29 protein-coding genes and 1 riboswitch are annotated in these 26,693 nt (G+C 62.7%); of the genes, 20 read left to right on the top strand and 9 right to left on the bottom strand.

The annotated features are described in order from the left end of the window. Positions 1-223 precede the first annotated feature (223 nt). Positions 224-1,303 (top strand): YbdK family carboxylate-amine ligase, encoded by a 1,080-nt coding sequence (locus BKX98_RS08985; protein WP_073706963.1) that lies wholly within the window; start codon positions 224-226, stop codon positions 1,301-1,303. 105 nt (positions 1,304-1,408) lie between these two features. Here the strand turns inward: BKX98_RS08985 and bcp are convergent, their stop codons facing one another. The 3 genes from bcp to BKX98_RS08970 all read right to left on the bottom strand — a co-directional run bounded on the left by bcp (position 1,409) and on the right by BKX98_RS08970 (position 5,074). Next, positions 1,409-1,885, bottom strand: coding sequence for a thioredoxin-dependent thiol peroxidase (gene bcp / locus BKX98_RS08980; RefSeq protein ID WP_073707239.1), 477 nt, complete (start codon positions 1,883-1,885; stop codon positions 1,409-1,411). A gap of 393 nt (positions 1,886-2,278) precedes the next feature. Next, the gene (locus tag BKX98_RS08975) at positions 2,279-2,536 is read right to left on the bottom strand and encodes a DUF4235 domain-containing protein (protein WP_022875705.1); all 258 of its coding nucleotides are present in this window, start codon (positions 2,534-2,536) and stop codon (positions 2,279-2,281) included. 39 nt (positions 2,537-2,575) lie between these two features. Then, positions 2,576-5,074, bottom strand: coding sequence for an ATP-dependent DNA ligase (locus BKX98_RS08970; protein WP_073706962.1), 2,499 nt, complete (start codon positions 5,072-5,074; stop codon positions 2,576-2,578). Positions 5,075-5,236: 162 nt separating this feature from the next. Between BKX98_RS08970 and BKX98_RS08965 the strand changes: the two genes are divergently transcribed. Beyond that, the gene (locus BKX98_RS08965; protein WP_073707238.1) at positions 5,237-6,256 is read left to right on the top strand and encodes a Ku protein; all 1,020 of its coding nucleotides are present in this window, start codon (positions 5,237-5,239) and stop codon (positions 6,254-6,256) included. Between the two features lie 4 nt (positions 6,257-6,260). Here BKX98_RS08965 and BKX98_RS08960 read toward each other — a convergent pair whose 3' ends face one another. Together BKX98_RS08960 and BKX98_RS08955 are read right to left on the bottom strand one after the other, a co-directional pair. After that, positions 6,261-7,433 (bottom strand): alcohol dehydrogenase catalytic domain-containing protein, encoded by a 1,173-nt coding sequence (locus BKX98_RS08960; protein WP_073706961.1) that lies wholly within the window; start codon positions 7,431-7,433, stop codon positions 6,261-6,263. 41 nt (positions 7,434-7,474) lie between these two features. Beyond that, positions 7,475-7,660, bottom strand: a complete 186-nt coding sequence (locus BKX98_RS08955; RefSeq protein ID WP_073706960.1) for a hypothetical protein — start codon at positions 7,658-7,660, stop codon at positions 7,475-7,477. 244 nt (positions 7,661-7,904) lie between these two features. Between BKX98_RS08955 and BKX98_RS08950 the strand changes: the two genes are divergently transcribed. Beyond that, the gene (locus BKX98_RS08950) at positions 7,905-8,999 is read left to right on the top strand and encodes a hypothetical protein (protein ID WP_073707237.1); all 1,095 of its coding nucleotides are present in this window, start codon (positions 7,905-7,907) and stop codon (positions 8,997-8,999) included. 39 nt (positions 9,000-9,038) lie between these two features. Here BKX98_RS08950 and BKX98_RS08945 read toward each other — a convergent pair whose 3' ends face one another. Continuing rightward, positions 9,039-10,055 carry an SDR family oxidoreductase gene (locus tag BKX98_RS08945; RefSeq protein WP_083586717.1) on the bottom strand — a complete coding sequence of 339 codons (1,017 nt, stop codon included), beginning with the start codon at positions 10,053-10,055 and terminating at the stop codon, positions 9,039-9,041. 311 nt (positions 10,056-10,366) lie between these two features. On the opposite strand from BKX98_RS08945, the gene BKX98_RS08940 reads away from it, so the two are divergent. Genes BKX98_RS08940 through BKX98_RS08935 form a run of 3 tightly spaced genes read left to right on the top strand, consistent with a single transcriptional unit; the run spans position 10,367 to position 11,089 of the window. Then, on the top strand, positions 10,367-10,633 hold the full coding sequence (locus BKX98_RS08940; protein WP_028268631.1) for a Rho termination factor N-terminal domain-containing protein: 267 nt from the start codon (positions 10,367-10,369) through the stop codon (positions 10,631-10,633). 24 nt (positions 10,634-10,657) lie between these two features. Beyond that, positions 10,658-10,813 (top strand): hypothetical protein, encoded by a 156-nt coding sequence (locus tag BKX98_RS17030; RefSeq protein WP_158024677.1) that lies wholly within the window; start codon positions 10,658-10,660, stop codon positions 10,811-10,813. Between the two features lie 27 nt (positions 10,814-10,840). Next, positions 10,841-11,089 carry a hypothetical protein gene (locus tag BKX98_RS08935; RefSeq protein ID WP_066142266.1) on the top strand — a complete coding sequence of 83 codons (249 nt, stop codon included), beginning with the start codon at positions 10,841-10,843 and terminating at the stop codon, positions 11,087-11,089. 114 nt (positions 11,090-11,203) lie between these two features. On the opposite strand, the gene BKX98_RS08930 is transcribed toward BKX98_RS08935, so the two are convergent. Beyond that, a complete protein-coding gene (locus BKX98_RS08930; RefSeq protein WP_073706959.1) occupies positions 11,204-11,620 on the bottom strand; it encodes a CBS domain-containing protein in 417 nt (138 codons plus the stop codon). A 199-nt stretch (positions 11,621-11,819) separates the two neighbouring features. Here BKX98_RS08930 and BKX98_RS08925 point away from each other — a divergent pair, with 199 nt between their 5' ends. The 4 genes from BKX98_RS08925 to BKX98_RS08910 are packed head-to-tail and all read left to right on the top strand — an operon-like array spanning position 11,820 to position 13,214. Then, positions 11,820-12,029 (top strand): hypothetical protein, encoded by a 210-nt coding sequence (locus BKX98_RS08925; protein ID WP_073706958.1) that lies wholly within the window; start codon positions 11,820-11,822, stop codon positions 12,027-12,029. 40 nt (positions 12,030-12,069) lie between these two features. Continuing rightward, the gene (locus BKX98_RS08920) at positions 12,070-12,276 is read left to right on the top strand and encodes a hypothetical protein (protein ID WP_073706957.1); all 207 of its coding nucleotides are present in this window, start codon (positions 12,070-12,072) and stop codon (positions 12,274-12,276) included. A 3-nt stretch (positions 12,277-12,279) separates the two neighbouring features. Beyond that, on the top strand, positions 12,280-12,885 hold the full coding sequence (locus BKX98_RS08915) for a cysteine hydrolase family protein (protein WP_073706956.1): 606 nt from the start codon (positions 12,280-12,282) through the stop codon (positions 12,883-12,885). Further along, complete coding sequence (locus BKX98_RS08910; RefSeq protein ID WP_073706955.1) at positions 12,876-13,214, top strand: hypothetical protein; 339 nt, start codon at positions 12,876-12,878, stop codon at positions 13,212-13,214. The genes BKX98_RS08915 and BKX98_RS08910 overlap by 10 nt, the downstream gene beginning before the upstream one ends. Before the next feature lie 79 nt (positions 13,215-13,293). Here the strand turns inward: BKX98_RS08910 and BKX98_RS08905 are convergent, their stop codons facing one another. Both BKX98_RS08905 and BKX98_RS08900 read right to left on the bottom strand, forming a co-directional pair. After that, positions 13,294-13,749 (bottom strand): DUF421 domain-containing protein, encoded by a 456-nt coding sequence (locus BKX98_RS08905; RefSeq protein WP_073706954.1) that lies wholly within the window; start codon positions 13,747-13,749, stop codon positions 13,294-13,296. Further along, positions 13,749-14,285 carry a hypothetical protein gene (locus tag BKX98_RS08900; protein ID WP_073706953.1) on the bottom strand — a complete coding sequence of 179 codons (537 nt, stop codon included), beginning with the start codon at positions 14,283-14,285 and terminating at the stop codon, positions 13,749-13,751. Before BKX98_RS08900 ends, BKX98_RS08905 begins: the two co-directional genes overlap by 1 nt. 184 nt (positions 14,286-14,469) lie before the next feature. Here BKX98_RS08900 and BKX98_RS08895 point away from each other — a divergent pair, with 184 nt between their 5' ends. The 10 genes from BKX98_RS08895 to BKX98_RS08860 all read left to right on the top strand — a co-directional run bounded on the left by BKX98_RS08895 (position 14,470) and on the right by BKX98_RS08860 (position 26,624). After that, positions 14,470-15,120: a 4a-hydroxytetrahydrobiopterin dehydratase gene (locus BKX98_RS08895; protein WP_073706952.1), complete on the top strand. Its 651-nt coding sequence runs from the start codon at positions 14,470-14,472 to the stop codon at positions 15,118-15,120. A 145-nt stretch (positions 15,121-15,265) separates the two neighbouring features. Continuing rightward, on the top strand, positions 15,266-16,504 hold the full coding sequence (locus tag BKX98_RS08890; RefSeq protein ID WP_233125319.1) for an amidohydrolase: 1,239 nt from the start codon (positions 15,266-15,268) through the stop codon (positions 16,502-16,504). Between the two features lie 64 nt (positions 16,505-16,568). Further along, positions 16,569-17,021 carry an MFS transporter gene (locus BKX98_RS17240; protein WP_369826779.1) on the top strand — a complete coding sequence of 151 codons (453 nt, stop codon included), beginning with the start codon at positions 16,569-16,571 and terminating at the stop codon, positions 17,019-17,021. Then, positions 17,021-18,037, top strand: a complete 1,017-nt coding sequence (locus tag BKX98_RS08885) for an MFS transporter (protein WP_233125318.1) — start codon at positions 17,021-17,023, stop codon at positions 18,035-18,037. Before BKX98_RS17240 ends, BKX98_RS08885 begins: the two co-directional genes overlap by 1 nt. A gap of 76 nt (positions 18,038-18,113) precedes the next feature. Then, a riboswitch (SAM riboswitch) is annotated at positions 18,114-18,226 on the top strand. Between the two features lie 54 nt (positions 18,227-18,280). Then, positions 18,281-18,859, top strand: a complete 579-nt coding sequence (locus tag BKX98_RS16825) for a hypothetical protein (protein WP_143181077.1) — start codon at positions 18,281-18,283, stop codon at positions 18,857-18,859. A gap of 260 nt (positions 18,860-19,119) precedes the next feature. Beyond that, positions 19,120-20,853 (top strand): ABC transporter ATP-binding protein, encoded by a 1,734-nt coding sequence (locus BKX98_RS08880; RefSeq protein ID WP_073706950.1) that lies wholly within the window; start codon positions 19,120-19,122, stop codon positions 20,851-20,853. Continuing rightward, positions 20,854-22,938, top strand: a complete 2,085-nt coding sequence (locus BKX98_RS08875) for an ABC transporter ATP-binding protein (protein ID WP_073706949.1) — start codon at positions 20,854-20,856, stop codon at positions 22,936-22,938. Positions 22,939-23,050: 112 nt separating this feature from the next. After that, positions 23,051-23,962, top strand: a complete 912-nt coding sequence (locus BKX98_RS08870) for a LysR family transcriptional regulator (protein ID WP_083586716.1) — start codon at positions 23,051-23,053, stop codon at positions 23,960-23,962. 121 nt (positions 23,963-24,083) lie between these two features. Beyond that, positions 24,084-25,142 carry an FUSC family protein gene (locus tag BKX98_RS08865; protein WP_083586715.1) on the top strand — a complete coding sequence of 353 codons (1,059 nt, stop codon included), beginning with the start codon at positions 24,084-24,086 and terminating at the stop codon, positions 25,140-25,142. 132 nt (positions 25,143-25,274) lie between these two features. Beyond that, on the top strand, positions 25,275-26,624 hold the full coding sequence (locus BKX98_RS08860) for an SH3 domain-containing protein (protein WP_158024676.1): 1,350 nt from the start codon (positions 25,275-25,277) through the stop codon (positions 26,622-26,624). The last annotated feature ends 69 nt before the right edge of the window (positions 26,625-26,693 follow it).

Genomic DNA, 26,693 nt, shown 5'->3' with positions numbered 1-26,693 from the left:
GGCCTGTTTCAGCCTTCTTGTTCGATTCATGTCGGATTGATGGGAGGTCCATGGGAATCCCTGCCTCAACCGGGTGCATCCAAGCCATGCGAACTAGTGTTTCAAAAGCCGCACGCGCAATAGCGCAAACAACTGATGCGGGTGGTCCTGCGGCGACCTGGAAATTCGAGGCTGGCCAGTTGCTAGCTTGGCGCCCAAGCAAACCCATTCCGGGAGGCATGAGATGAGTACCTTTGGCATTGAAGAAGAATTCTTCATGTTTGACGCAGAAACAGGATTGCCTGCCAGCGTGGATCAGGAGCCGTTCCGGCAGGCACTGGATTCGCAACGCGATGGGGAAGTGCAAAATGAGTTTCTAGCTTGCCAAGTTGAACACGCGAGTTCCATCTGCGAAGACCGGGACCAGGCGTTGCACGAGTTGGGAAGCTTTCGCAGGGCCCTGGCAAGCAAAGCGGCCTCTAGCGGTCTGCTGGTCGCGGGCATAGGTTCGGCGCCAATGATTCCCCAGCAGCCTCCGGCATTTACCGATAACGCAAGGTATCAGGAAATCGGCAAATTCATTTCAGGAATAGCTGCCGAGCACTACATGTGCGGTTTGCACGTCCATGTCTCGGTCCCTGATCCGGAAGCCGGCGTTCGTGCACTGAACTTCTTGCGCGGCTGGCTGCCCCTTCTTTGCGCATTAGGCGCGAATTCACCATATTGGCGAGGCGTCGACAGCAGCTTCTCATCGTGGAGAACCATTCATTACCGGAAGTGGTCTGTCCAGGGAATCCCGCCATACTTTGCAGATTTCCGGGACTATGAGTCGCGTCTTGCGCGCATCAACGGCACCGCTGCTGTACCCGACCCCGGGCATATCGGATGGTCCGCACGGCTGTCGGAAAAGTATCCCACAGTCGAAATTCGTGTCGCCGATTCGCAGCTCAGAGCGCAAGATTCGGTCTTGCTTGCCGTGCTGCTGCGGGGGCTTGTCGAAACTGCCGTGGCCGGTGAATTCGAAGCTGTCGAGTATCTTCCCGAAGTCCTGGATCTGTCATTGTGGCAAGCGGCCAAGAATGGAATCACCGGAGAGCAAGTGGATACGGAAACCGGCGCACCGATTGCGGTGAAAGAGCTGGCTCGCAGGCTGCTGCGTATTGCCGAGGACGCACTGCGAGCTCATGGGGACTACGACTTCGCCGTGATTTCCCTGAGAAATATGCTGGAGACGGGCAATGGCGCGGTCCGGCAGCGAGCTGCATTCGACCGTGGTGCTTTCATGCATCTTTTGGCCAACGCCCATGCCGAAATGCAGATATAGCTTGACGGTCCCAACACGGGCTGCAGAGCACAGCCGGGGCCAGACGAAGCTGGCCCCGGCTGAAGCATCACTACTGGCGCAGGAAAGAACCGGATGTGAAATCCTCTAGATTCCCAGCGAGTCACGGAGTCGGGCTACATGTCCGGTGGCATCCACCGAATATTCGATTTGCTGGATGCTGCCATCTTCATTGATGACTGCAGTGGAGCGCAAAGTGCCCACGATCGTTTTTCCACCGATGGTCTTTTCGCCGTAAGAGCCGTAGGCTGTCGCAACTTCATTTCCAGGATCGGAGAGGAGCGGGAAGTTCAGCGATTCGTCGTTGGCGAAGGCTGCCAGCTCTTCCGGTGCGTCCGGGGAGATGCCCAGTACGGAGTATCCTGCCGCTTGCAACGAATTGAGGTTGTCGCGGAAATCGCAGGCCTCGGTGGTGCAGCCTGGAGTTGCGGCCTTGGGGTAGAAATAGACGATAACCTTCTGACCTGAATAGTCGGAGAGGGAAACTGTTTCCCCCTTGGCGTCCTGCAAGGAGAAGTCCGGAGCTGCCTGGCCTGCGGCTAGGGGAGAAGACTGGATGGACATGGATTCCACTTTCGTATAGTGATATTTTCTTTCCATTCTAAGTCCATGATTGCCCAGATGCCAGAGGAGTCGGTGATTTTGCCGCGAGTTGCATCGCTGCACTTTTGCCCTTCGATCTCGTCGAGATTGCCGGCCAGTCCGAAGCTGCTTTTGCCTGCCCTCGCAGATCGCCACGCGTAATGGCTACGGCATGGATCTTTCCGCCGGCGGATATGAATCTGCCGGCCAACTGATCGCCGCTCGTATCCCAAAGGGCTTCAGGTATCCGTAATTCATCACTGCGGTGGATGCACCGAGAGCAACCATTCCGCAGGGCCGGGCAGCAGCGAGTCGGGCGACTGCATAACAGCTGCCCGACCCAGTGCATCCGGGTTTCTGCCTGACTGCGGCCAGCTACCGGCCCGCTGCCTTGGCTTCCAGGGAACGCGTCCACCGTTTGGCCAGAGCCTGGATGGCGGAAGCGCTTGCTCCTGAGATCACGGCGAACGCCAGCACCTTGCCTACGGCTGCCTGCTGTTGCTTATCGGGGTTGGCCAGTGACGGCGGTTCTTCGCCCATGGCCTTGTGCCAGATCCCGGAGACGAGCTTGGCGCCAAGCCAGCCTGCGCCGAGCGAGACCAGGGTTCCGAAGATCTTTGCCAGCAATTTCATGTTTTGCTCCTTGTCTTAGCTGTCATTTGCGGTTCGGTTTCAGGAAGGATCCGCTGTTTCCCAGTGGACCTCATCCGGATGCTTGTCGTCGCGCCAACCGCGCCACACTGGATGGCGCAGAAGGCGCTCCGAGGTCAGTTCGCTGTATCGGACTTCTGCCACATATTTCGGGCTTACCCAGCGGGCATCGCGCCGATGCGCTGCGGGAATGTCCTTGGCCGGGGGAGTTTTGCGCTCGATCTTCTCAAGCCGTTCGCGGATCTCGGCAAGTTGCGTGTCGCTGAATCCGGTGCCCACCCGGCCGGCGTACTCCAAACCGCCATGTCCCGGAATGGCCAGCAGCAGCGACGCCAGGCCGCGGCTGCGCGACCCCTGCCCTGGCCGCCAGCCAATCACCACGGCTTCCTGATGCAGCTGGTGCTTGAGCTTCAACCAGCTGCCGCTGCGCCGGCCCAGCTCGTATGCCGAGTCGCGTTCCTTGGCCACCACGCCTTCCAGGCCTAGCTCGCGGCTGGTCCCGATGGCTTGTTCCAAGGTCCCGGTGTGGGCCGGGGGAACCTGCACGTACTGGTGGTCGATATCCAGGCCCGCAAGCCGCTGGCGGCGTTGCTCGTAGGGCAGCGCAGTCAGATCCTCTAGCCCGGCGCCTTTGCCGGCAGGCAACTGCAGCACGTCGAAGAGCATGTACTGGATCCTGATGGCCGAGGCCTGCTTCGTGCGCTTCTTGCGCTGGTGGGACACCCGTTGCTGGAGCAGCGAGAAATCTGGGCGGCCCGTAGAATCCAGGGCAACGATTTCCCCATCCACTACGCAGCGGTCCGGCAGCAACGAACCGAGAATTCCGAGTTCCGGGAAGTCGCCGGTCAGGTCATGGCCGTTGCGGCTGAGCAGCTTGGTTACGCCGTCACCGACTACTGCAAGTGCTCGGTAGCCGTCCCATTTCATTTCAAAGCTCCAGTCCTGCTCAACGCCGAAGTCCCCGGCCGTGCCAGGCGTGGCCAGCATGGGGCGCAAGGGTTGGCCAGACAGGTCAGCCACGGCCTGCTTGGCGCTGGGCTCGCGAGCTGCGTCCGGTCCTGCGCCACTGGAATCAGCGGAGGCCCCGCCCTCGGCTGCCGAAGGCTGGTCCTTGGCCAGTTGAAGCAGCCAATTGTCCTTTCCGCCCATCCCTGCGGCCTGGATCAGCACGAAACGCCGTGGCACGCCGCCCAGTCCTCCTGCTGAATCACCGGTGAGTACCGCGATGACTTCTTTGCCTTCGCGCCATTTCTCGATCACGCACCGGCCCGAATCCCAGATCGATACTTCCCCGGCGCCGTATTGCCCCTTCGGGATGCTGCCTTCGAAACTTGCGTAGGATAGCGGATGGTCTTCGGTCATGACTGCCAGGCGCTGGACTCCGGGTTCCAGCGGCGGGCCCTTGGGCACTGCCCAGGAGACCAGCACTCCCTCGTGCTCCAGGCGGAAATCCCAATGCAGCCGGCGGGCATGGTGTTCCTGGATGACGAAAGACAACCCGGTGCCGTCGCTTCCGGCCTGAACGGACTGTGCCTTTTCAGCCTTCCCGGACTGCTCCGGCACCGGTTCGGGTGTCAGCGACGCATTGCGCTTGGAGCGGTAGGCCGCCAGGCGATCCGGGTCCTGCCGTTGCGCCGAGGCCAGTTGCGCCAGGGGTTCCATTCCATCAGCAATGCGCTCCAGCACCTCGTGGAAGTCCAGTTGCGCCAACCCCTGCGCTTCGATTTCCTGCCAGGTCCGCGGGGCCGCGACGGTGGGCCGGGCGCGACCCCGCAGCGAATATGGGCAGACAGTGGTTTTCGAGGCATTGTTCTGGCTCCAGTCCACGAGCACCTTGTTCTCGCGCAGCGAGCGCTTCATGCTGGAGAGAACCAGTTGCGGGTGCTCCTTCTCCAACGTCGAAGCCAGTTCCTTGGCCACCTCGTTGATCTGGTCTGAGGTGTATTTGCCATCCAGCCCGGCATAGAGGTGGATGCCCTTGGAACCAGAGGTCACTGGGAAGCTGGGCAGCTCCATGCCGTCGAGGATCTCCCGGCAGATCAGCGCGACTTCAGCGCACTGCTCCAAACCGGCACCGGGACCGGGATCGAGGTCCAGAACCAGCCGGTCCGGGTTGGCAGGTTCCAGCGACGAATCGAAACGCCATTGGGGAACGTGGATTTCCAGCGCTGCCATTTGGGCCAGCCAGGCCAGCACCGCCTCGTTATTGACCAGCGGATAGGTATTCGCATGGGTCTTGTGCTGCAGCTTGGCGGAGGGAACCCAGCTGGGGGCGGAGTCTTCAAGATCCTTGCGGAAAAACACCTTGCCCGGTTCTTCGGCAGTGCCCACCCCGTCCACCCAGCGCTTGCGGGTAGCGGGGCGCCACGCGGCATGCGGAATCAGCGCCGGAGCCACTTGCTGGAAGTAGTCCATGACTTCTCCCTTGGTGGTTCCGGTCTGCGGGTACAAGATCTTGTCCAGATTGCTGACCTTCAGCGTGTGCCCCGCGACTTTCACGGTTTGCTCCCTGCGTGCCATGCGCTGTCCTTTGCTTTTCCGTATGCGGCCAATCTTCCCGAGCAGCGCCGGGGAATCCAGCGTTCCAAGCAAGCTTTGCGTTTTGCGCTGCTGAACCTCCGTGCAGCCTGCCAGTCTCATCCGGCCAGTGACGCGCGGCCGGAAAGATGCTTCACTATGCCCATGCGAGCTATCTGGACTGGATCAATTGCCTTCGGCTTGGTGAACGTGCCGGTCAAGGCCTACGGCGCCACCGAAGACCACGACATCGACCTGCATCAGGTCCATGACAAGGACGGCGGCCGAATCCGCTACGAACGCCGATGCGAAGTCTGCGGGAAGAAAATCGCCTACAAGGATCTGGACAAGGCCTATGAAGACGGGGAACGGACCATTGTGCTCACCGATGAGGACATGGACGCTCTGCCTGCGGAGAAAAGCCGCGAAATCGAGGTAGTCCAGTTCGTCCCGGCAAGCCAAGTCGATCCCCTGATGCTGGAGAAGAGCTACTACCTCCAGGCGGACTCGAAGTCGCCCAAGGCGTACGAGCTGTTGCGCCGGACACTGGAAAACACTGAGAAACTGGCGGTGGTGCGCTTTGCCCTGCGCCAGAAGACCCGGCTGGGCATCTTGCGTGTCCGGTCCAAGGTGATGGTGCTGCAAGCGGTCATGTGGGCGGACGAGCTGCGCGACGCCGAGCAGGTGGCACCGGAGAAATCACCGCGGATCAGTGAGCAGGAACTGAAGATGTCTGCTGCCCTAGTGGACCAGTACAGCACCGATTTCACCCCGGAAGAATTCCAGGACGACTACCAGCTCCAACTGCAAGCGCTGATCGAAGCGAAAATCGAGCAAGGCGAGGAACTGGATACTGAAGCGACCTTCGGCTCCGAGGAGCACGGAAGCGACTCCGGGGAGGTCATCGATCTGATGGAAGCGCTCAAGCGCAGCATCGAGGGCCGGAAGTCAAAAGCCGGGAGCAAAGCGGCGAAGAGCAAGGAACCGCCAGCCAAGAAGGCGCCGGCGAAGAAGTCCGCGGCGAAGAGCAAGGAACCGCCAGCCAAGACAGCGCCGGCGAAGAAGTCCGCAGCCAAGAAGCCGGCTGCTGCCAGGAAACCAGCCGAGAAGAAGGCGACGGCAAAGGAGGCCTCCTCCTCGCCACACAAGAAGAAGGCCTCCGGTTCCGGGAAGAAAAGTGCCTAGCTTGCTACGGCTTGAGCACCACCTTGATGCACGCATCCTGCTTCTTCTGGAAGGTCTCGTACATCTGCGGACCGTTCGAGAGCGGCTGCTCGTGCGTGACAAGGTCGTCCAGGCCTAGCGGATCGGCTGCATCCTCGGCCAGCGGCAGCAGCTTCCGCGTCCATGAGCGCACATTGCATTGGCCCTGGCGGATCTGGATCTGCTTGTCGAACAGCTTCACCATCGGCATCGGTGTGGCTGCCCCGGCATAGACGCCGCTGATCGACAGGGTGCCGCCACGCCGCACCGCATCAATGGCCGAATCCAGCACGCTGGTGCGGTCCGCGGAGACGTTCTCCATGGCCAGCTGCGCGGCCTTGTCCGGCAGCAGCCCGGTGGCTTGCTGGAACATAGAGGAGACCGGGGAACCATGGGCTTCCATGCCCACTGCATCGAGCACGGCATCGGGGCCGCGCCCGGTGAGCCCGCGCAGTTCGCCCACGGTGTCCTTGGTGAAGTCCAGGGTCTGGATCCCGTGGCGCTCGGCCATGGCGCGGCGTTCGGCTACCGGGTCGATACCCAGCACCTCATAGCCCAGATGGCGGCCGATTCGCGCGGCGAGCTGGCCCACGGGTCCGAGCCCGTAGACCGCGAGGGTTCCGCCGTCCGGGACGCTTGCGTACTCCACGCCCTGCCACGCGGTGGGCAGGATATCGGAGAGGAACAGATAGCGGTGGTCGGGCAGCTCGTGGCCAACTTTCACGGCACCATAATCGGCATGGGGCACCCGCAGGTATTCGGCCTGGCCGCCGGGAACCTGTCCATAGAGTTCGGAGTACCCGAAGAATTGGGCGCCCTTGCCGTGCTTGCGCACCTGGGTGGTCTCGCACTGCGACTGCAGGTCATGCTGGCACATCCAGCAGTGGCCGCAGGAGATGTTGAACGGGATGACTACCCGGTCGCCCACCGACAGCTTGGTGATGCCGCTGCCAACTTCCTGGACAATCCCCATGGTTTCGTGGCCCAGCACGTCGCCAGCATGCATGTAGGGTCCAAGCAGCTCATAGAGATGCAGGTCTGATCCGCAGATTGCGGTGGAAGTGACCTTGATGATGATGTCCCCGGGATCCTGGATCACCGGATCCGGGACGTCGCTGAATGCGACCTTTCGCTTGCCTTGCCATGTCAGTGCCTTCAAATCATTCTCCTCCGTGCTTCGTTTCCCGTTATCGACAGCAGTCAGTCGGTATTGAACCGGTGGGTGTCCACCGCGTCTGGGTCCTGGTCTTCCGCCGGCTGCTCGAAAGCATCCTCATTGCTGCCAACCGGATTCTGCTTGTCCTTCGCGGGATCCTTCCCTGAGTGCTCATCGCGCAGCGGAGGGGTCCCCTGGCGCGTCTCTTCTTCTGGCTGATTGGAGTCCATGGTCTTTCCTTCCTGTACCAGATGGGCGATGGCACCGACCCTGCCACACCGGGCCGCAGGCAACAAGGGAAGTTTGATGGGCATTGCCTGTGAGTCAGGAATCCGTGGAATCCCGGGGATCAAGGGTGCAGTGCCGATGCTGGTTTCTGCAAGGTTGCTGAACGGCACTGCATGCCATGGCACAACTTCCTAGGGTGTGCTGTGGGAGCGGCTCAAGCTGCTGCCGGAGAGCTGCGAGGTGCTGATGAGCGTGCAAGATCCCGAGATGCGCACGATAGGAATAATTGCCGATCCCGGCATCGCCGATGCCATGGCCAATCGGGTAGCTGCGCGGTTGGAAGGGGTCTTGGAGAAGTTGCAGGAGCAGGAGCACCGGTGGGACGTGCAGGTGGCTCCGTTCTCCCTGCCATTGGGGGAGAGCGGACGGGTGGCGTTGAATGACAAGGTGCCGAAGCTGCGGGAGAAGCACGGCTGGGACTTCATCATCTACCTGACCGATGCACCGCACTATGTGCAGAACCGGCCGGTGCGTTCGGTGATTTCCGTCGAGGATGCTTCGGCCGTGCTTTCCATGCCCAGTCTCGGGATGGCCCGGCCGCGCACGGTGGCACGGGAATTGGCCGAACTGGTCAGGGAATTGGCTACCGGCAAGCAGCCCGCCCCGCCGCCCACCCCGCTGGGCCGGGCAATGAGCGTGCACGCCAGCCGGCAGGACGGGCAGAACGAGCAGAACCGCATCACGAGCATCGAGGGCCTGCGCGGGCGGCTGCTGCTGGTCGCCGGAATGGTGCGCAGCAACCAGCCGTGGAAACTGGTGCCGCGGCTTTCCTCCGCGATGGCAGGTGCGGTGGCCACCGGAGCCTTCGGCGTGTTCTACACGAGCATCTGGTCAATGGCCGACTACCTGCCCGCTACGCGGCTTGCGCTTATCACGCTGTCAAGCATTCTGATCCTCACGCTCTGGCTGCTGCTGCACAACCGGTTGTGGGAGAGGCCCCAGGGCAACCGCCGCCGCGAGCGGATGGTTATCTACAACGCGGCCACGGTGCTCACGGTCGGGTTTGCAGCGACGGCCATGTACCTGCTCTTATTCCTGGCGCTGCTGGCGGGTGCACTGATTGTCATTGACCAGGAATACCTCGCCTATCAGCTGCGCCACAATGTGTCGCTGGCCGAATACGTCAATCTTGCCTGGCTGGCATCCTCGCTGGGAACCATGGGCGGGGCCATCGGCTCCAGCTTCGACGAGGTCAAGGAAGTCCAGCGCGCTACCTTCAGCCAGCGCGAGTACGAGCGGAGGAACATGGAATTCACCATCAGCAAGGACGAGGTGGATTGATCCCCGGACCCCTATCCGCCCGGGGACAAATACACAGTCCTACGGCTGGTTCTTCCCCCCGTTGACGTGCACCGTCGATCCGACAACATACGAAGCCTCGTCGCTGGCCAGGAACACATAGGCTGGAGCGAGTTCCACCGGCTGACCTGCCCGGCCCAGCCAGGTATCGTGGCCGAACTTCGGCAACGCCTCGATGGGCTGGCCATCCGAGGGTTGCAGCGGAGTCCAAATGGGACCGGGAGCCACCGCATTGACCCTGATGCCCTGCTTGGCGGCCTGGGAGGCCAGCGTCTTGGTGAAGTTGCTGATCGCCCCCTTCGTTGAGGCGTAGTCCATCAGGTGATCCGAGGGATCGAAAGCCTGGATGGACGTCGTATTGATAATGGATCCGCCTGCCGGGATCACCTTCAGCGCATCCCGGCTCAGGGCGAACATCGCGAAGATATTCACATCGAAGGTCGCCTCAATCTGCTCATCGCTCAGCTCCTCCAAGGATTCGACACTGATCTGCTTGCCGGCGTTGTTCACCAGGATGTCAAGTCCGCCGAGTGCGGCCACCGCCTTGTCGACCAGCGAACCGCGGTACTCGCGGTCGCGCAGATCCCCGGGCAGCAGGTGCACCTCGACGCCGGCCTCTTCCACGAGCCCGGCGATGGCATCCGCATCCGGCTGCTCAGCGGGCAGGTAGGCCAAGGCGACGCTGGCCCCTTCGCGGGCGAAAGCGATCGCCACCGCCGCTCCAATACCCGAATCGCCACCGGTGATCAGCGCGCGTTTTCCGGCCAGCCGATCCCGTCCCTGGTAGCTTCGCTCGCCGTGATCCGCCTTCGGCTTCAACTCCTGATCCAGGCCGGGCTCCGGCTGGCGCTGTTCGGGAGGGCTGATCTTTTCCTTGCCAGCACGCTCGGTTTCCGCGGAATCGCTGGTGCGCGAATCCGGGTGGCTGCCGGTGCCCACCGGCTCATCTGCTGTACCAAGATCCGGCAACCCGGTGCTGCTCGAATCGCTGGCAGTGCCTACTGGCTCATTGTGGTGCGGGGGATTCTTCCCGGGCATGGCTTTTCCTCCTTCAGTTGCTGGAAGACGCCGTCGCGAGAGCGCCAACGGCGTCAGGGACACCTCCCAGTGTTCTTCGCGGGGCACCGGCGGTGAATAGCACGGTGCCCACTTGGCGGCAACGGCCAGAGAGCTTTCGGGCAAGCATCAGTTTCGCGGCTGCTGCCAGAAAATGTGCTAGCGCCGAAGTCTGGGATCCAGCATAAAGTCCGGGGGTTGCCCTGTCGCCCGTGGCCGCAGGTAGCTAGCGTGGGACGCACAGTGCTGGTTATCCGAAGGCCAGCTGGCGAAGCGTGAGAGGGAGGAAACCCATGGCAGGCAAGGGCAAGAGCCGGATCAAGGATGAGGAACTCTACGAAGAGCTGCGCGAGGAGGGGAACTCCAAGCAGAAGTCGGCGCGCATCGCCAATGCCGCCGCCCGAGATGGCCGCTCCGAGGTGGGCAAGCGCGGCGGCAAATCCGGGGACTACGAGGACTGGACCGTCGAGGAATTGCAGGACCGGGCCAAGGAAATCGGGGTTGAGGGCCGTTCGAAGATGCGCAAGGCCGAGCTCATCGATGCCCTGCGCAATTCATAGCCGATCGCCACGACAGGAGAAGCAATGAGCGACCGAGACAAGCCCGAGAACCTGGCACGCACCACGCAGCCGGATGGCGAAGCAGAACCCGGCGACGAGCGTGTGGCCCGCCGGGGGAGCATCAAAGAAAATACCGAGGATACGTCTGAGGAAAGCGAAGACCGCTTTGACGCGGGTTGAGCTTTCCTTCCAGGAAAGGATGAAGACATGACGGACAAACCGATTAATAGGGCTCACGGCCGTCGGCCCGGCCTGTGGCTCACGATTGTGGGCGGGCTCGTGGCCGTAGGATTCGCCATCTACGCGCTGCTCGCGGCGCCTGACAGCACCTCGGGACCACTGTGGATCGTGGCAGGCTGGGGCGCATTGCTCTTCATCTACGGCGTGTACCGCCTGGTTCGGGGACCAAGCTCGTTGGATGACCCGAGGGGAGGCACGGACGCCAACGGACGGTGACGCGGCAACTGCCGCGAAAAATCGCCAAGAGCAAGAACAGAGCTTCCGGGAAAACCGTGGTTTGCCCGGAAGCTCTTCCTTGTGCTGCTGCCGGCGGCAGGTCCTGGTCTGGTCCTAGTCTTGGGAAATCCCTTCGACCAGGCTTCCGGTGCTCTGCTCGTCGTAGTAGCGGGCAATGTCCGCCTGGGCGAGCATTCCCACCAGCTTATGCCCGTCGATAACGGGAAGCCTGCGCACCTGGTGCTCCTGCATGGTGCGGATGGCTTCCTCGATGGAATCGTCGGCGCCAATGGTCACCGGCTTGCCCTGGGCATAGTCGGCGACCTTGGTGCTGGAGGTGACCACGCCGTCGGCTACGGCGTTGATGACGATATCGCGGTCGGTGATGGTGCCGGCCAGCCGGTCATCCTTGCCGCAGATGGGCAGCATGCCGACCTGCAGGTCCTTCATCAGCTGGGCTGCGACCTGGACCGAGTCCTGTTCCTTGACGCATTTGGCTGGCGAGGTCATTAGTTCCTTGGCTGCAACCATGATCGTGCTCCTTTCGCGTTTTCCTGCGGGGACGCTCCCCACGTTCCAGCACCGCAAGCAGGCCTTCAATCATTGCCAGCGTCCTTGCAGGCTCGCCCAGGGCGAAGCTGGCAACAGCCGATTAACCATGTACGCGGGGCACGCTTCACTGGTATTCGGTTAGAGGACCGTATCGGATCAATCCGGAAGGACAAGAACCATGGGACTCATCGACAAGGCCAAGGAAGCCATTGCCCACGCCGCAGATCGGCTGAAGGACCCGGACCAGGATCTGGTCGAGAAGACCTGGCCGCTGGGCCAGCCGGATGACGAGCACGTTCCCGCCCCGGCCCACGAGGCCGAGGGCATCGACCCGGATCTGGATGATTCGACCGAAGACCAGTACCGCGAGGATGACGAGGAACGCTAGCCGCAAAGGGGAACACTCAGCAGAAGACAGGAGAGAACCAATGCAGACCTGCGATTTGTGCGGAAACGACCAGGACCCGCTGTTCATGCTCAGCAGGGATGGGCGTTCAGGCCAATACGACAGTTTCGAATGCGCCATCCAGGACATGGCTGAGCGGTGCGCGCACTGCAATTGCGCCATCCTGGGCCATCCGGTGCGCCAGCAACAGGACGTGTTCTGCTGCCAGCACTGCGCGGCGCACAGCTGAGTCATGGGTGCTACGGATTCCACGAGCGACTTCAGGCACCCGGCCCTGCTGCTCATCGATCTGCAGCGCGGCTTCTTCGCAGACCCCGGGCTGGCCGCATCGAGGCAGCAGATCACTGCCAACTGCAATCGGCTGGCCGCGGCGGCGGCACGGGACGGGGTGCCGGTGATCAGCGTGCGCACCGTGCACAATGAAGACAGGTCCACCTGGACGCTGAACATGCTCGAGGATGGCCAGGGCTACCTCTTCGAAGGCACGGCGAAAGCCGGGTACCTGGAGGAGCTGGAGCTGGCCGGGGCCATCGAAGTGGTCAAGCGCCGGGACAGCGCCTTCTGGAACACGGAGCTGACGACGCTGCTGCTGCAACGCCGCGCCAGTTCCCTGGTGCTGGCCGGGGTCGCCACCGATACCTGCATCCGGGCTACGGCATCTGACGCGTTTGCCGCGAACCTGCCGGTTGCGGTCGCCACCGATGCCTGTGCGTCCCCGGACCCGCAGGCAGGGCAGAACGCACTGGAATACATGAGCACCCAGCATCGGCAGAAACTGATGGACACCGAAGAAATCATTTCCCTATTGACAAGGAAAGAGGAGCGCAAATGTCACTGAACAATGAAGAATTCGAGAATGTGCGCAAGGACCAGGACATCGACGAGCCGCTGGATGGCCGCGACAGCCAACCGGCCGAAGGCTCCTCGGATGCGCCTGCGCAGCTGGATGCGGATGACCCGTTGCGCGGGGCAGAGCGCATCCTGGCCGAACGCGACGAGGACCCGCTGCTGCTGAATCCCGAAACCACGCTGGTCGAACCGCTGGACGGGGAACGCGCTGTCGATGACACGCAGCTCGATGAACCCGAAGAGTTCGAGGACCCCGGGCTGGACGCGGAGCGCAGCGCCAACCTGCCCGATCAGCGCGAGACCCCGGAAGAGCAGTAGCGGACCGAGCGCACAAAGCGAGCGGTGCCAACCTATCTGGTTGGCACCGCTCGCTTTCCCGCATTTCCGGCAACTGTGCTCAGGATCGGGACTGGGCTTCCTGGGTGAAAAAGGAAATCTTGCCGCTGGCTTCCAATATGGCCAGCCGGATGCTGCTGTAGTTCTCGATGCCGGCTTGGCGGGCCAGCATGCTCAACTCATCCAGGCCAATGCGCTCAGCATGCAACGCCTTGCGGTCAAGCACCCCGTCGCGCACCAGCACAATGGGCCTGCCCTGCATCAGCTTGCCCAGCTTGGGCCATCGCATATTTGCATAGTTCAGGATCGCTGCGAGCACGATCATGGTGAAGGCCGCCAGCAAGCTGCCGACCAGCGAACGGTCTTCCATGGTGATGCCTTGCTGCACCAAATCGCCCAGCACCACGAAGAGCACCAGCTCGAATGAACTGAGCTCGCCGAGGGTGGACCGTCCCGCGGTGCGGGTGGCCAGCCACAGGATGATGAACGCGACGGCAGCGCGGATGACGATATCCATCAGGGGATCCTCCAGGTTCTGATCTCTAGTTCCGTTGTATTGCCCTTCACCTCGATGCCCAGCACCCCGCCGGTGCTCGGGGACCACTGATCCGAGGCGCGGCCGGTGAGCGTGGCGACCATTTGCCTGGACCCTGGCACCGGGGCCACCTCGAATTGGATGGTGCCACCTGCGCCGCTTGCTACGGACTCGGGTTCGGGAAAGGCCGAGAAGTCCTCGAAGAGCATCAGGTAGTCCTCGTTCAGCTCCAGGGTGATGGTCTCGGGCAACGGCTCGGCAGCGGTGATTTCAATCCTCAGCTCGATTTCATTTCCGGCTCTGATCACGGTGGGGAGCTGCACTTCGGCCGTGAAGCTGTCGCCGTCCTTCACCACGGTCTGCTCCTGGTCGAACAGGCCGAGCAAGGCAGCCACGACGATGACCGCAACCGCCAGGACAGCGGCACGGCGCAGCCGCCGGCGCTTGCGATTGCTTTGCGCAGACTTGATGTCATCCAGCGTCGAATCATTGATCTCGGCTTGGAAGATGTTCAGCATGGAATTCTGGCCTCCTTGCGCTTTGCCATCGAGGCTAGGCCGTCCCGCCCGCGTACGGACAGGTGGCGCATCAGTTCACAGGAGACATCCAGATCGCTGGCACTGATGGAAACCTGTGCATTCAGGAAATCTCCTTGAGGCGAAGCGGCACCGGTGCCATCGTGTTTTCAAGGAGGAGATACGCATGGGCAGCAACGACATTCTCAGTGACCAGCAGATCAGCGACTATCTGGAGGACCTGCCGCATTGGCGGGAAATCCCCGGCGGCATAGCCGCCGTTTTCCAGACCAAAACAGCGGCATCCGCCATCGAGCTCTTCAGTGATATCGCCGGAGCCGCCGAAATGGACAACCACCACCCGGACGTGGACTGGCGCTACAACCGCGTCTTCGTCACCACTACTTCCCATGACGCCGGAGGGCGGGTGACCACCCGGGATATCGCCCTGGCACGCAGGATCTCCGAACAGGCCCGGGCACTTGGCGCCACTTCCCGCCCGGAATTGATCCGCACGTTGGAAATCGGCATCGATACAGCCGACCCGCAGCAGGTCGCCGCGCAGTGGGCTGCCGGCCTGGGATACCAGCAGCAGGAGGACGGCAGCCTAGTTGACCCGAACCACCGCTTGCCTGCCATCTGGTTCCAGAAAACAGAAGACCCCAACCCTAACCGGCTGCATTTGGATGTCTGGGTCCCGTTCTCGGAGAGCCAGCCGGTACTCGAAGCGCTGGGCAGCGAAGGCACGGAACTTGATAGCCAGTACGCTCCGAGCTTCACCGTGGCGACGGATCGGCAGGGCAACAGGTTCTGCATCTGCACCGAGCAGGACCGCTAGCGGCGCGGGCGCTCGCCGAAGTTGCCGAATATTGCATTCAACCGGTTGCTGGACTGCTTGGCCAGCCGGGGGATAGATTGAAATCACCGGAGCCAGCTGGGCCATGTCGGCTAACCGCAGCTCGGCGCGAAGAGAGGGGGACCCAGTGGGCACTGCACAGGAAATCACCGCTTCGATCGAGGAACAGCTGTCATGGCAAGAAGAGCTCTACAAGCATTTCCACCGCAATCCCGAGCTGGGGCTGAAGGAGCATGAAACCTCGGCGCGGATCTGCGAGGAACTTGAAGATCTTGGCTATGAAGTCCAGCTGATCGGCGGCACCGGAATAGTGGGCGTCCTGCGCAATGGCGAGGGCCCGGTAGTCCTGGCTCGCGCCGACATGGACGCGCTGCCGGTCACCGAGGACACCGGGCTGGAGTATTCCTCCGAGGTTCCGGGCGCCATGCACGCCTGCGGCCACGATATGCACATGGCCACCCTGCTCGGTGCGGCAAAGTATCTCGCCAGGAACAAGGAGGCCTGGTCCGGCATCTACATTGCCCTGTTCCAGCCGGCCGAGGAAACCGCTGCCGGCGCCAAGGCGATGGTGGAAGACGGGCTGGTGGACAAGATCCCCACGCCCGAGGTGGCCTTGGCGCAGCATGTGATGCCTGCCGAAGCCGGAATGATCGGGACCACCGCCGGGCCGATTCTCTCTGCCGGGGATTGCCTTCGGATCACTGTGCATGGACGCGGAGCCCATGGCTCGATGCCGCACAACTCGGTGGACCCTGTGGTGCTGGCCTCCTCCATTGTGCTCAAGCTGCAGACAGTGGTTTCCCGCGAAACCCAGCCCGGGCACTTCGCGGTGCTCACCGTCGGGTCGCTGACCGCGGGCACCACCGCGAACATCATCCCGGACCGCGCTCAGCTGCTGCTGAATATCCGCACCTACGAGCCAGCCATCCGCCAGCGCGTCATCGATTCCATCCACCGGATTGTGCGCGGCGAATGCCAGGCTGCCGGCTCGCCCAAGGAACCGGAGTTCGAGTTCTACGACCAGTTCCCGCTCACCAGCAATGACGAGACGGCCAACGCCAAGATCACCGCGGCTTTCGAGGCCCATTTCCCCGAGGGACAGGTCTACCATGCAGACCCGGCCACCGCCTCGGAGGACTTCAGCACCATTCCGGATGCCTTCGGCATTCCCTATGCCTACTGGACGGTGGGCTGCGTGGATCCGCAGAAATACAAGGATGCGGTGGCCGCGGGAACCGTCGCCTCCGATATCCCTGCCAACCACTCGCCGTTCTTCGCACCGGTGATCCACCCAACCCTCCAAACAGCAACCAGCACCCAGGTGGTGGCCGCACTGGCCTACCTGGACAACGGAGCACAAGAGTAGGGAGCAGACGATGTCCGCAGCACCAACCACGGGCGCCACTACCTAGCAGCCCACCGACAAATGGCTGCTGGGCATCGTCCTGGCAGTCATCAACTTCTGGCTTTTCGCCCAGACCCTGCTGAACGTCATTCCCGGGATCCGCGGACAGCTGGGCGTCGAAGAAACGTTGGCCGATCTGGCGGTGTCCATCAACTCGCTGTTCTCCGGCATCTTCATCGTGGTCGCCGGCGGACTGGTCGACCGGCTGGGCCGGGCGAAAATCCTTTACCTGGGCATCTGGCTTTCCATCGCCGGCTCGCTGCTGATCGCCCTGACCCCGGAGAACCTGGGCGGGCTGACCAGCGCCATGCTGCTGGGCGGCCGCGTGGTCCAGGGCCTGTCCGCCGCCTGCATCATCCCTGCGACCATGGCCTTGGTGAAGACCTACTACGAGGGGAAGGGCCGCCAGCGGCCCTGTCCTACTGGTCCATCGGCTCCTGGGGCGGTTCCGGGTTCTGCGCACTGTTCGGCGGGCTGATGGCCACCAGCTTCCTGGGCTGGTGTTCGATCTTCTGGACCTCCATCGTGCTCTCGGTGCTGGCGCTCTTCCTGCTCAAGGGCACCCCGGAATCCAAGGCCGAGCAGGATCCGGCAGCCGAGCGCCGCGTCGACTTCACCGGCCTCATCTTCTTCATCGTCATGCTGGTCTCCATCAACGTCTACATTTCCCAGGGTCCGAATATCGGCTGGCTGAGCCTGGGAGGCATCGCGCTCGTGGCGATCTTCGTGGTCACCGGGCTGCTGTTCTTGCAGATCGAGGTGCGCAGCCGCAATCCCTTCGTGAACCTGAAGCTGTTCTCCAACGGCACCTTCACCGGCGCCACGCTGTCCAACTTCCTGCTCAATGGCGCGGCAGGCACGCTGATTGTCTCGCTGGGCCTGGTCCAGGTGGCGGCCGGGATGTCCTCGCTGCAGTCCGGCCTGCTGACCTTGGGCTATCTGGTGGCCATCCTTGCCACGATCCGCGTGGGTGAGAAGCTGCTGCAGCGCTTCGGGCCGAAGAAGCCGATGCTCTGGGGATCGATGATCACCGGTGTGGGCATCCTGATGTGCTCGATGACTTTCCTGTATATCGACCAGTACATCTTGCTCTCCGTGATCGGGTTCACGCTGTTCGGCATCGGCCTGGGCTTCTATGCCACGCCGTCCACCGACGCGGCGCTGTCCAATGTCCCCGACAGCGAGGTGGGTTCCGCGTCCGGCATCTACAAGATGGCCTCGTCACTGGGCAACGCCATCGGCGTGGCCATCTCCGCGGCCCTGTATGTGGCTGGACAGGCCATGGATCCGGCACTGATCCAGTCCTGGGGCCTGTTCATTGGCCGGCAGGACAATGTGGCGTTGCGCTTCGGTGGCGCCATCGGCCTGTTGTTCAACGTGCTGATGGTGGTCATCGCCATCGCGTCGATCATCGTGACTGTGCCTTCCGAAAAGCAGAAGGACAGCGAGAAGACCAAGCACGACGAGGTGGCGCCGCCGCCAATCGGGAACTGATCGAATCGCTTGCTGGGCCGGTGCTGCGCACCGGCCCAAGCCGAACTGTCGGTGGTGCCCAGTACTATCGAACCAAGCTCACAGAATCGCGGCGCTAAGTACCTGGCTAGCCGCGTGGCAACCCTCCTCATCGAGCGGGGTGCCCCAGGGGAAGAGCCGGTCCGGGAAGCCATCCCGGGCAAGTCGATCGGTGGTGCTGATCCTTCAAGATGCTGCGCCGCCTGGACGGAACGCGAGGATGACATGGGCGCCAATCATGAATACACAACAGGGAATCCGCAAGGAACCGACGGCGAGCGGAAGTGGCACAGCGTGCTGCTGGACTATCCTTTCCACGCAGGATCGAGCACCCTCCAGTCAGGGGGATTCCTGGCCTTCGAAGCCGAGAAGCAGCGAGGTGGACTGCTGTGCCTGAATCTTCCCCACATCCACGAATACGTGGCCCGCTGGATTGCCGCCGGATTCACCCCGGAACTGTACTGGGCTGTCAACGCAGGGCTGAAAGCCGCGCTGGACCATGCCCGCCGGCTCTGCAGAAATGTCGGGGACCAAGAACTCCTTGGGCGACGGCTGGAACTGCTCGGGATCACCGCCAAAAACCCGCAGGCTGGCCAGAGATATCTGCGGGTGACCGGCAAGGACCCGATCACTGGCCGAAGCATCATGGAAGAGCGGACGCGCCCTGAGCACATTGTGCAGCTGGTGCCCGAAGCCTGGGCGGAATTCCCGCGGCTGCTGGGCTTCGAACGCCCGTCCGTGGCCCTGTCCAAGTACATCCGAGGGAACTGCGCCAGCGAGGTTCCCGGCAGCGTGCAGGCGTAACTGGGGCTTGGTTTCCGGTGGATGAAAATCCGCCGGAAACCAAGCCGCTTTGCGTTAATTCCATAATCTATGATTAACGCCACCATCCCCGGAATCTTGAGGTTAATCGGGCGTTAATCACTGGTTGGCAAATATCAATCGGAAGGATGATACTAAGTGTCCAAGCGGAGCGCTAGACTGGCAATCGCTCTTCAATCACGCTGCCCTTAATCCGAAGGCCCAGCATGCCGGAGAGCGTGATGCCAGCGAGGATTTTCCACATGCTTCTCAAGCTCATCTTGAAACACTCCAAACCCTATGCCGGGTGGATTGCCGCAGTAGTCATATTGCAGCTGGCCACCACCATGGCTACGCTCTACCTTCCCAGCCTGAACGCCAAGATCATCGATGTCGGCGTGGTCAATGCCGATATCGACTACATCTGGCGCACCGGCGGACTGATGCTGGTGGTGGCCCTGATCCAGGTGGCCACCGCCGTCGCCGCCGTCTACTTCGGCGCCAAGACCTCCATGAGCGTCGGACGCGATGTCCGCCAGGCGGTCTTCGAGAAGGTCGCCACCTTCTCCGCCCAGGACGTCAACAAGTTCGGTGCCGCTACCTTGATCACCCGCGGCACCAATGACGTGCAGCAGATCCAGATGCTCACCCTGATGGCGCTGAACTTCATGATCACCGCGCCGATCATGTCCATCGGCGGCGTGATCATGGCGATCCGCGAAGACCCGGGGCTGTCCTGGCTCGTCTGGGTATCCGTGCCGCTGGTGCTCATTGTCGTCGGCCTGCTGGTCATCAAGCTGATGCCGTTGTTCCGCGACATGCAGACCCGCATCGACGGGATCAACGGCGTGCTGCGCGAGCAGATCACCGGCATCCGCGTGGTGCGCGCCTTCGTGCGCGAAGAGCATGAAACCGAACGCTATGCCGATGCCAACCAGAAGCTGACCGACCTGGGCGTGAAGGTCGGCAACCTGTTCGTGCTGATGTTCCCGGCGATCACCATGATCCTGCACCTGTCCACCGCCGCCGTGCTCTGGTTCGGTGGTCACCGCGTGGACAACGGCGACGTGGAGGTCGGTGCGTTGACCGCGTTCCTGCAGTACCTGCTGCAGATCCTCATGGCAGTCATGATGGGCACTTTCATGGCCATGATGGTCCCGCGCGCCATGGTTTCCGCCGACCGCATTGCCGAGGTGCTGGACAGCGAGCCGAGCATGCTCGACGCCGCCGAAAGGCAGATCGAGCTGCCCACCCCGGGCACCGTGGAATTCAAGAACGTCACCTTCGGATACCCGGGGGCCGAGGCTCCGGTGCTCTCGGACATCTCCTTCACCGCGAAGCCCGGGCAGACCACTGCCATCATCGGGTCCACCGGTGCTGGCAAGACCACCTTGCTGAACCTGATTCCGCGGCTCTACGACGCCACCGAAGGGGAGATCCTCATCGGCGGGGTGCCGCTGAAGGACCTGGGCCGCGACACCATTTCACGGAATATCTCCGCGGTGCCGCAGCGGCCCTACCTGTTCTCCGGAACCATCGCGAGCAACCTGCGCTTCGGCGCCCAGGAGGCCACCGAGGACGAGCTGTGGGAAGCGTTGCGGGTCGCCCAGGCCGAAGGGTTCGTGGCAGAACGCGAGGGCCAGCTGGACTCCAAGATCTCCCAGGGTGGCACCAACGTCTCCGGCGGACAGCGCCAGCGCCTGTGCATCGCACGGGCCTTGGCCGCCAAGCCGAACACCTATCTCTTCGATGATTCATTCTCGGCGCTGGATGTGAACACCGATGCCAAGCTGCGTGCCGCCCTGGCCGAACCGACCAAGGACGCCGCGGTGATCATCGTGGCCCAGCGCGTCTCGACGATTACCGGTGCAGACCAGATCCTGGTCCTGGACCATGGCGAAATCGTCGCCCGGGGAACCCACGAGCAGCTGCTCGAAACCTCGGAAACCTATCAGGAAATCGTTGCATCCCAGCTGAGCGTGGAGGAGGTGGCCTAAGTGGCGAAGAAGCAGAAGAATATCGATTCGGCGCAGCTCGAAAGCGAGCTCGCAGACGTCAATGAATTCGAAGCCGCGGCGGGAGCCGACGACTGGTCCGGCGGCGCACCGGTGCGCAAGGCCCAGCACTTCTGGCCATCGGCCAAGCGGCTGATCGGGCTGATGTCCCCATACAAGCTGGGCATGGTGCTGGTCTTCGGCCTGATCACCGTATACGTGGTGCTCTCGGTGATCGCCCCGCGGATCCTGGGCAAGGCCATGGACGTGATCTTTGCCGGGCTGATCGGCAAGAACATCCCCGAGGGCACGCCCGCGGAACTGGTCATTGCGCAGCTGCGCGACTCCGGGCAGGACACCCAGGCCGACATGCTCTCGAAGGTGGACTTCGTCCCCGGGCAGGGCATCGACTTCACCCAGCTCTCGCAGTACATCCTGATTGTGCTGTCCATGTACTTCATCGCCTCGCTCTTCTCCTGGGCCTCGGGCTGGCTGCTGAACAAGCTGGTCATGCGCGTGGTCTACAACCTGCGCAAGGACGTCGAGGACAAGATCAACAAGCTGCCGCTGAACTACTTCGACACGCGCCAGCGCGGCGACCTGCTCTCGCGCGTGACCAACGACGTGGACAACATCCAGAACGCGCTGCAGCAGGCGCTGAGCCAGCTGGTCTCCTCGATCATGACGGTTCTGGGCATCGTGATCATGATGTTCGTGGTCTCCTGGCAGATGGCGCTGATTGCGCTGGTGGCCCTGCCGCTCTCGGCAGTCGCCGCGGGCGTCATTGGCACCCGGGCGCAGAAGCTGTTCACCGCGCAGTGGAAGAACACCGGTGCGCTCAACGGCCAGATCGAGGAATCCTTCTCCGGCCACGAGCTGATGAAGGTCTTCGGCCGTGAAGAGGACATGGTAGAGCGCTTCACCGCACGCAACGAGGAGCTGTACAAAGCCAGCTTCGGCGCCCAGTTCGTCTCGGGCATGATCATGCCGGTGATGAACTTCGTTTCCTACCTGGCCTATGTGGGCATCGCTGTGGTGGGCGGCTTGCGCGTGGCCTCGGGCACCATGAGCCTGGGCGATGCCACCGCGTTCATCCAGTACTCGCGCGAGTTCACCCAGCCGCTGGGCCAGATTGCCGGCGTGGCCAACATGCTGCAGTCCGGCGTGGCCTCGGCAGAGCGCACCTTCGAGCTGCTGGATGCCGAAGAGCAGGAGCCGGACCGCGCGCAGGACACGCTGCCTGCCCGTACCGATGGCCATGTCTCCTTCGAGAACGTGTCCTTCTCCTACAGCGAAGACAAGCCGCTGATCGAGAACCTGTCCTTCGATGCGGATCCTGGCCACACGGTGGCCATTGTCGGGCCGACCGGCGCCGGCAAGACCACGCTGGTGAACCTGGTGATGCGCTTCTACGAGCTGAACTCGGGCAAGATCATGCTCGATAACCGCGACATCACCGAGCTCTCGCGCGCCGACCTGCGCTCGAAGGTGGGCATGGTGCTGCAGGATGCGTGGCTGTTCGGCGGAAGCATCATGGAGAACATCCGCTACGGCCGGCTGGATGCGACCGATGAGGAAGTCATCGAGGCGGCCAAGGCGACCTTCGTGGACCGTTTCGTGCGCGCCCTGCCCGATGGCTACGACACCATCATCGACGAGGAAGGCACCAACGTGTCGGCCGGCGAGAAGCAGCTGATCACCATCGCCCGCGCGTTCGTGGCGAACCCGTCGCTGCTGATCCTGGACGAAGCGACCAGCTCGGTCGATACCCGTACCGAGCTGCTGGTGCAGCAGGCCATGGCCGCGCTGCGCAGCGACCGCACCAGCTTCGTGATTGCCCACCGTCTGTCGACGATCCGCGATGCCGACACCATCCTGGTGATGGAGGCTGGACGGATTGTGGAGCAGGGCAACCACGAGTACCTGCTGGGAACGAAGGGCGCCTACTACCGGTTGTACCAGTCCCAGTTTGCCGGCCCGGCCGAGGACGTGGATGCGAACCCGGATACGGCTGCGGTGCCTGCTACCGGCGGAATGCCGCTGACCGATGCGCCGGTTCCCGAGCCAGGGACGAACCTCGACTCATAGGAACTAGCGGTATCAGAGCCGCGGCTGGACTGGACCTTGGTCCATTCCAGCCGCGGCTTTTTGCATGCCCCGACCGCGCGACCCGAGGTGAGCGTGGTGCAATGGACAGGTGATGTTTAGGCAGTTGGAATACTTCGTTGCCCTGGCCCGGGAACAGCATTTCGCGCGGGCCGCCCAGGAGTGCCGCATTTCCCAGCCGGCGCTGTCCGAATCCATCAGGAAGCTTGAAGCCGGGCTCGGGGTGCCGCTGGTGCGCCGCGGGCACGCGTTCCAGGGGCTGACCGCGGAAGGCGAAACGGTGCTGCGCTGGGCCCAGCGCCTGCTGGCCGACCGCGATGCGCTGGCCCAGGAGGTGGCAGCGCTGCAATCCGGGCTGACCGGCACGCTGCGCCTGGGCGTGGTGCCCGCCGCGTCCTCCACGGTCGCGCAGCTATCCGATGCCTTCGCCCGGGCCAATCCAAAAGCAGCGATCCATGTCCAGAGCAGCCTGCGCTCCACCGGCATCATTGCCCAGGTCCGCGGCTACGAACTCGATGCGGGGCTGGTCTACGCGGATCCTGCGCAGTTGGGTGGACTGCTCGCGTTGCCCTTGTACCGTGAGGAGCACGTGCTTCTCACCAAGGCAGGGATGTTCGCTGGCGAGGGGCAGCCAACCGCCGTGGACGAGGTGCTCTCGCTGCCGTTGTGCCTGCTGGATTCCTCCATGCGCGGCCGCCAGCTGCTGGACGAGGTGCTGGCTTGCCACGGGCGCAGCGCCGAGCCGCGCATCGAGTGCGATTCGATGATCACGCTGCTGGCGCAGGTGGCCACCGGCCGCTGGGCGAGCGTAGTCCCGAAGCAGTGGCTCGAACCCCTGGGCGAGCTGCCGGGCCTTGTCCAGACGCCCCTTGCCGGTCCCCGCATCACCAGCCAAATCAGCTTGGTGATGACCGGGCACCAGCCGCTGCCGCTCATGTTACGCGCATTGCTCTCTGCGACGGGCGACCTGTATCCATCCGTAACAAAGGATCTTGACTTGGCTTGATAAGTTAGACCGATTGAAACATCAGAAATAATGCTTGGACATGATCAAAGTGTTGATGCAACTCTGAAGTGGTAGAACCGCTCCTTTTTGCAGGAAGCTGGACGACCCGCAAGGAGCGATCATGGCGAATTTCCGGAATGTGCCGGCCGAGCCGGCCAGAATCCCGAAAACGGGAAGCCTGGCCCCGGCGTTGGCCTCCGCGGCGTGGCGGGGTTTTGTGCTGTCCCACAGCCCCGAGATCCGCCCCGCCCTGCGTGTCGGCTTCGGATTGGCGATTCCCGGCGCCGCACTGCTGTTGCTGGGGCGGGTGGACCTCATGGTCTACGCGGTCTTCGGTTCGGTGGTCGGAATGTACGGCCGCAGCCCGCACCGGGTGCAGCGTCTCAAGGACCAGGCCCTGGCCGGAACCATGATGCTGTGCGCCGGCATATCCGGCATCGTCATCGCGCCGTGGGGACTTGACGGATGGGCGCTGCTCGCCGGAGGCATTTTCTGGGCCTGCACTAGTTCGCTGGCCGCGGACCGCTACGGGCTCAAGCCCGGCGGCTCGTTCTTCCCGCTGTTCGCCTTCGGGGCGCTGGCCAGCCTCCCGGTGGGGCAATCGCCGTCCGTGGCGGGTTTGGCGGCGTTCGTGGTCACCGCACTGTTCTGCATTGCTGTGGGACAGACCGCCACGTTTGGAGCTGCGGCAAGCGGATATCCCGGGCATGATCCGATCGGCTGGCCGGAAGCGCTGCGCCGCGCCGCCTGCTACGCCAGCGTGGTGATGCTGGCAGGAGCCCTGGCCATCGGGCTGCACCTGGAACACCTGCAATGGGTCATGGCCGGTTCGGTGGTGCCGCTGGCGGCGGGCAACGCCCGTGGCCGCCTGGGCAGGGGACTGCACCGTGTGACCGGCACCGTGGCCGGACTGGGGGTGCTTCTGGGCATCTACCATCTGCAGCTGCCCCAGCTGGCCCTGGGGCTGGTGATCATCGTGCTGATGTTCCCCACCGAGGGCTACATGACCCGAAACTACGGGCTGGCGCTGAGCTTTTTCACTCCGCTGATCATGCTGATGCTTGAGCTCGCCGACCCGAGCGTCAATGCGGATGTCCTTTGGGAACGCGCCGCGGGCAACCTGTTGGGAGTGCTCGCTGGCATCGTCGGTGCGCAGCTCTTCGATCGCAAACCCCGCTGACGAAGTACCGGATTTGGCCTGGACGTTGCATGATTAACTAGGTCAGGCGTCGAATCGGCAATCTCGCTCGCATCGGGAACGGCTTTGCGCAGGACACCATCCAATCCGTGCCCAATGGAAGATTCCACCGCCGTGAAAACACAGTTCAGTTCTCCGCGACGATTCGCCGTTTCAACTGCCAGCGCACTGCTGGCCGGTGCGCTGGCCTTGGGCGGCCTGGTGCCGGCCGGCGCCGCGCAGCCGCACCCGGTTACACAGCAAGCTGCGTCTGCCCAGCCTTCCGCGTCGCTATCGGCCCCCGGAGCACTGCAGGTGCCTGCCGCCAACCGTGTAGTGCAGGTCAAGACCACCAGCAACCTGAACATGCGCTCCGGTTCCAGCACCAAGCACCGCGTCATCCTAACCATCCCGAAAAACAAGACGGTCACGGTCAAGTCCCAGGCTTCCAACGGCTGGTACCAGGTCACGTACAACAAGAAGACCGGTTGGATTTCCAATGAATACGCCAAGGTCACCAAGACCTCCGGCACCGGCAAGACGCCGAAGCGGGTGAAAAGCGTGAAGCTCTGGGTCACCCCGGAATCGACGATGAATATCCGCAAGGGGGCGGGAACCGGGCACAGTGTCGTCGGGAAGATCAGCAAGGGCCAGCCGGCCTACGCGACATCCAAAGCAGCCAACGGCTGGTACAAGATATCCACCCAGGGCAAGACTGGGTGGATCTCTGGCGCATACGTCACGACCTGCTCCAAGGGCTGCGCCATCGATGCCGGCCCGTACACCACCAACCGCGCAGGCCTGACGGACCGCTACTTCGCCAAAACTTCCGGCGCAGACCTGTTCGCCTCGGTCAAGGGCAAGAAGCGCATCGGCGACATCCCGAAGAACTCGATCGCCTATCGCGACAAAGCGTGGGAAAAGAAAGCCGGCCCGGTCTCCGGCTGGTACTACATGCGCACCCAAGGGGCAGATGGCTGGATGAAAGCCTCGGCACTGAAACGCAGCACCAATGCCAAGACCAGCAACTCCGCGAAGACCACCCGGGCCACAGTACTGAAGCAAGCCAATGGGAAGCTGCCCTCCTCGATGCTGGTGGCCCTGCACTGGGACAAGGAGAAAACGCTGATCGCCGCCCCGGCCGCTGCAGACCTGGGCAGGTTGAACGCCGCCTTCAAGAAGAAATTCGGGAAGAACCTGGATATCGATCTGGCCTACCGCACCCTGGATACGCAGAAGCTCCTCTATCAGGAGCTCGGCCACTACATCGCGGCCAAACCGGGCACCTCGAACCACGGTTGGGGATTGGCCATCGACGTGCCTGAGACCTTCAACTACTCATTCAAGGGCAAGTACTACAAGTGGCTGAAGGCCAACTCCAAGAAATACAACTGGATTCACCGGAAAAATCTGGAAGAATTCCGCGCCAACGGAAGCAGGAATCCGTACGCCGAAGCATGGCACTTCGAATATGCGGGCAACTGAACTCAGCAGCATGAGCCATCATGACGCATTCTTGATCTTGGATGCCTGGCCAAGATCACTGCCGAATTC

The organism is Glutamicibacter sp. 0426, from assembly GCF_001906485.1.
Classification (GTDB): domain Bacteria; phylum Actinomycetota; class Actinomycetes; order Actinomycetales; family Micrococcaceae; genus Glutamicibacter; species Glutamicibacter nicotianae.
Note: the sequence above shows the minus strand (reverse complement) of the source record. Positions and strands in the feature narration are given on the sequence as shown.

Coding starts and splice junctions, on each gene's coding strand:
- BKX98_RS08985 (WP_073706963.1), top strand. CDS start 224: ATGAGTACCTTTGGCATTGAAGAAGAATTCTTCATGTTTGACGCAGAA.
- bcp (WP_073707239.1), bottom strand. CDS start 1,885: ATGTCCATCCAGTCTTCTCCCCTAGCCGCAGGCCAGGCAGCTCCGGAC.
- BKX98_RS08975 (WP_022875705.1), bottom strand. CDS start 2,536: ATGAAATTGCTGGCAAAGATCTTCGGAACCCTGGTCTCGCTCGGCGCA.
- BKX98_RS08970 (WP_073706962.1), bottom strand. CDS start 5,074: ATGGCACGCAGGGAGCAAACCGTGAAAGTCGCGGGGCACACGCTGAAG.
- BKX98_RS08965 (WP_073707238.1), top strand. CDS start 5,237: ATGCGAGCTATCTGGACTGGATCAATTGCCTTCGGCTTGGTGAACGTG.
- BKX98_RS08955 (WP_073706960.1), bottom strand. CDS start 7,660: ATGGACTCCAATCAGCCAGAAGAAGAGACGCGCCAGGGGACCCCTCCG.
- BKX98_RS08950 (WP_073707237.1), top strand. CDS start 7,905: ATGAGCGTGCAAGATCCCGAGATGCGCACGATAGGAATAATTGCCGAT.
- BKX98_RS08945 (WP_083586717.1), bottom strand. CDS start 10,055: ATGCCCGGGAAGAATCCCCCGCACCACAATGAGCCAGTAGGCACTGCC.
- BKX98_RS08940 (WP_028268631.1), top strand. CDS start 10,367: ATGGCAGGCAAGGGCAAGAGCCGGATCAAGGATGAGGAACTCTACGAA.
- BKX98_RS17030 (WP_158024677.1), top strand. CDS start 10,658: ATGAGCGACCGAGACAAGCCCGAGAACCTGGCACGCACCACGCAGCCG.
- BKX98_RS08935 (WP_066142266.1), top strand. CDS start 10,841: ATGACGGACAAACCGATTAATAGGGCTCACGGCCGTCGGCCCGGCCTG.
- BKX98_RS08930 (WP_073706959.1), bottom strand. CDS start 11,620: ATGGTTGCAGCCAAGGAACTAATGACCTCGCCAGCCAAATGCGTCAAG.
- BKX98_RS08925 (WP_073706958.1), top strand. CDS start 11,820: ATGGGACTCATCGACAAGGCCAAGGAAGCCATTGCCCACGCCGCAGAT.
- BKX98_RS08920 (WP_073706957.1), top strand. CDS start 12,070: ATGCAGACCTGCGATTTGTGCGGAAACGACCAGGACCCGCTGTTCATG.
- BKX98_RS08915 (WP_073706956.1), top strand. CDS start 12,280: ATGGGTGCTACGGATTCCACGAGCGACTTCAGGCACCCGGCCCTGCTG.
- BKX98_RS08910 (WP_073706955.1), top strand. CDS start 12,876: ATGTCACTGAACAATGAAGAATTCGAGAATGTGCGCAAGGACCAGGAC.
- BKX98_RS08905 (WP_073706954.1), bottom strand. CDS start 13,749: ATGGATATCGTCATCCGCGCTGCCGTCGCGTTCATCATCCTGTGGCTG.
- BKX98_RS08900 (WP_073706953.1), bottom strand. CDS start 14,285: ATGCTGAACATCTTCCAAGCCGAGATCAATGATTCGACGCTGGATGAC.
- BKX98_RS08895 (WP_073706952.1), top strand. CDS start 14,470: ATGGGCAGCAACGACATTCTCAGTGACCAGCAGATCAGCGACTATCTG.
- BKX98_RS08885 (WP_233125318.1), top strand. CDS start 17,021: ATGGCCACCAGCTTCCTGGGCTGGTGTTCGATCTTCTGGACCTCCATC.
- BKX98_RS16825 (WP_143181077.1), top strand. CDS start 18,281: ATGGGCGCCAATCATGAATACACAACAGGGAATCCGCAAGGAACCGAC.
- BKX98_RS08880 (WP_073706950.1), top strand. CDS start 19,120: ATGCTTCTCAAGCTCATCTTGAAACACTCCAAACCCTATGCCGGGTGG.
- BKX98_RS08870 (WP_083586716.1), top strand. CDS start 23,051: ATGTTTAGGCAGTTGGAATACTTCGTTGCCCTGGCCCGGGAACAGCAT.
- BKX98_RS08865 (WP_083586715.1), top strand. CDS start 24,084: ATGGCGAATTTCCGGAATGTGCCGGCCGAGCCGGCCAGAATCCCGAAA.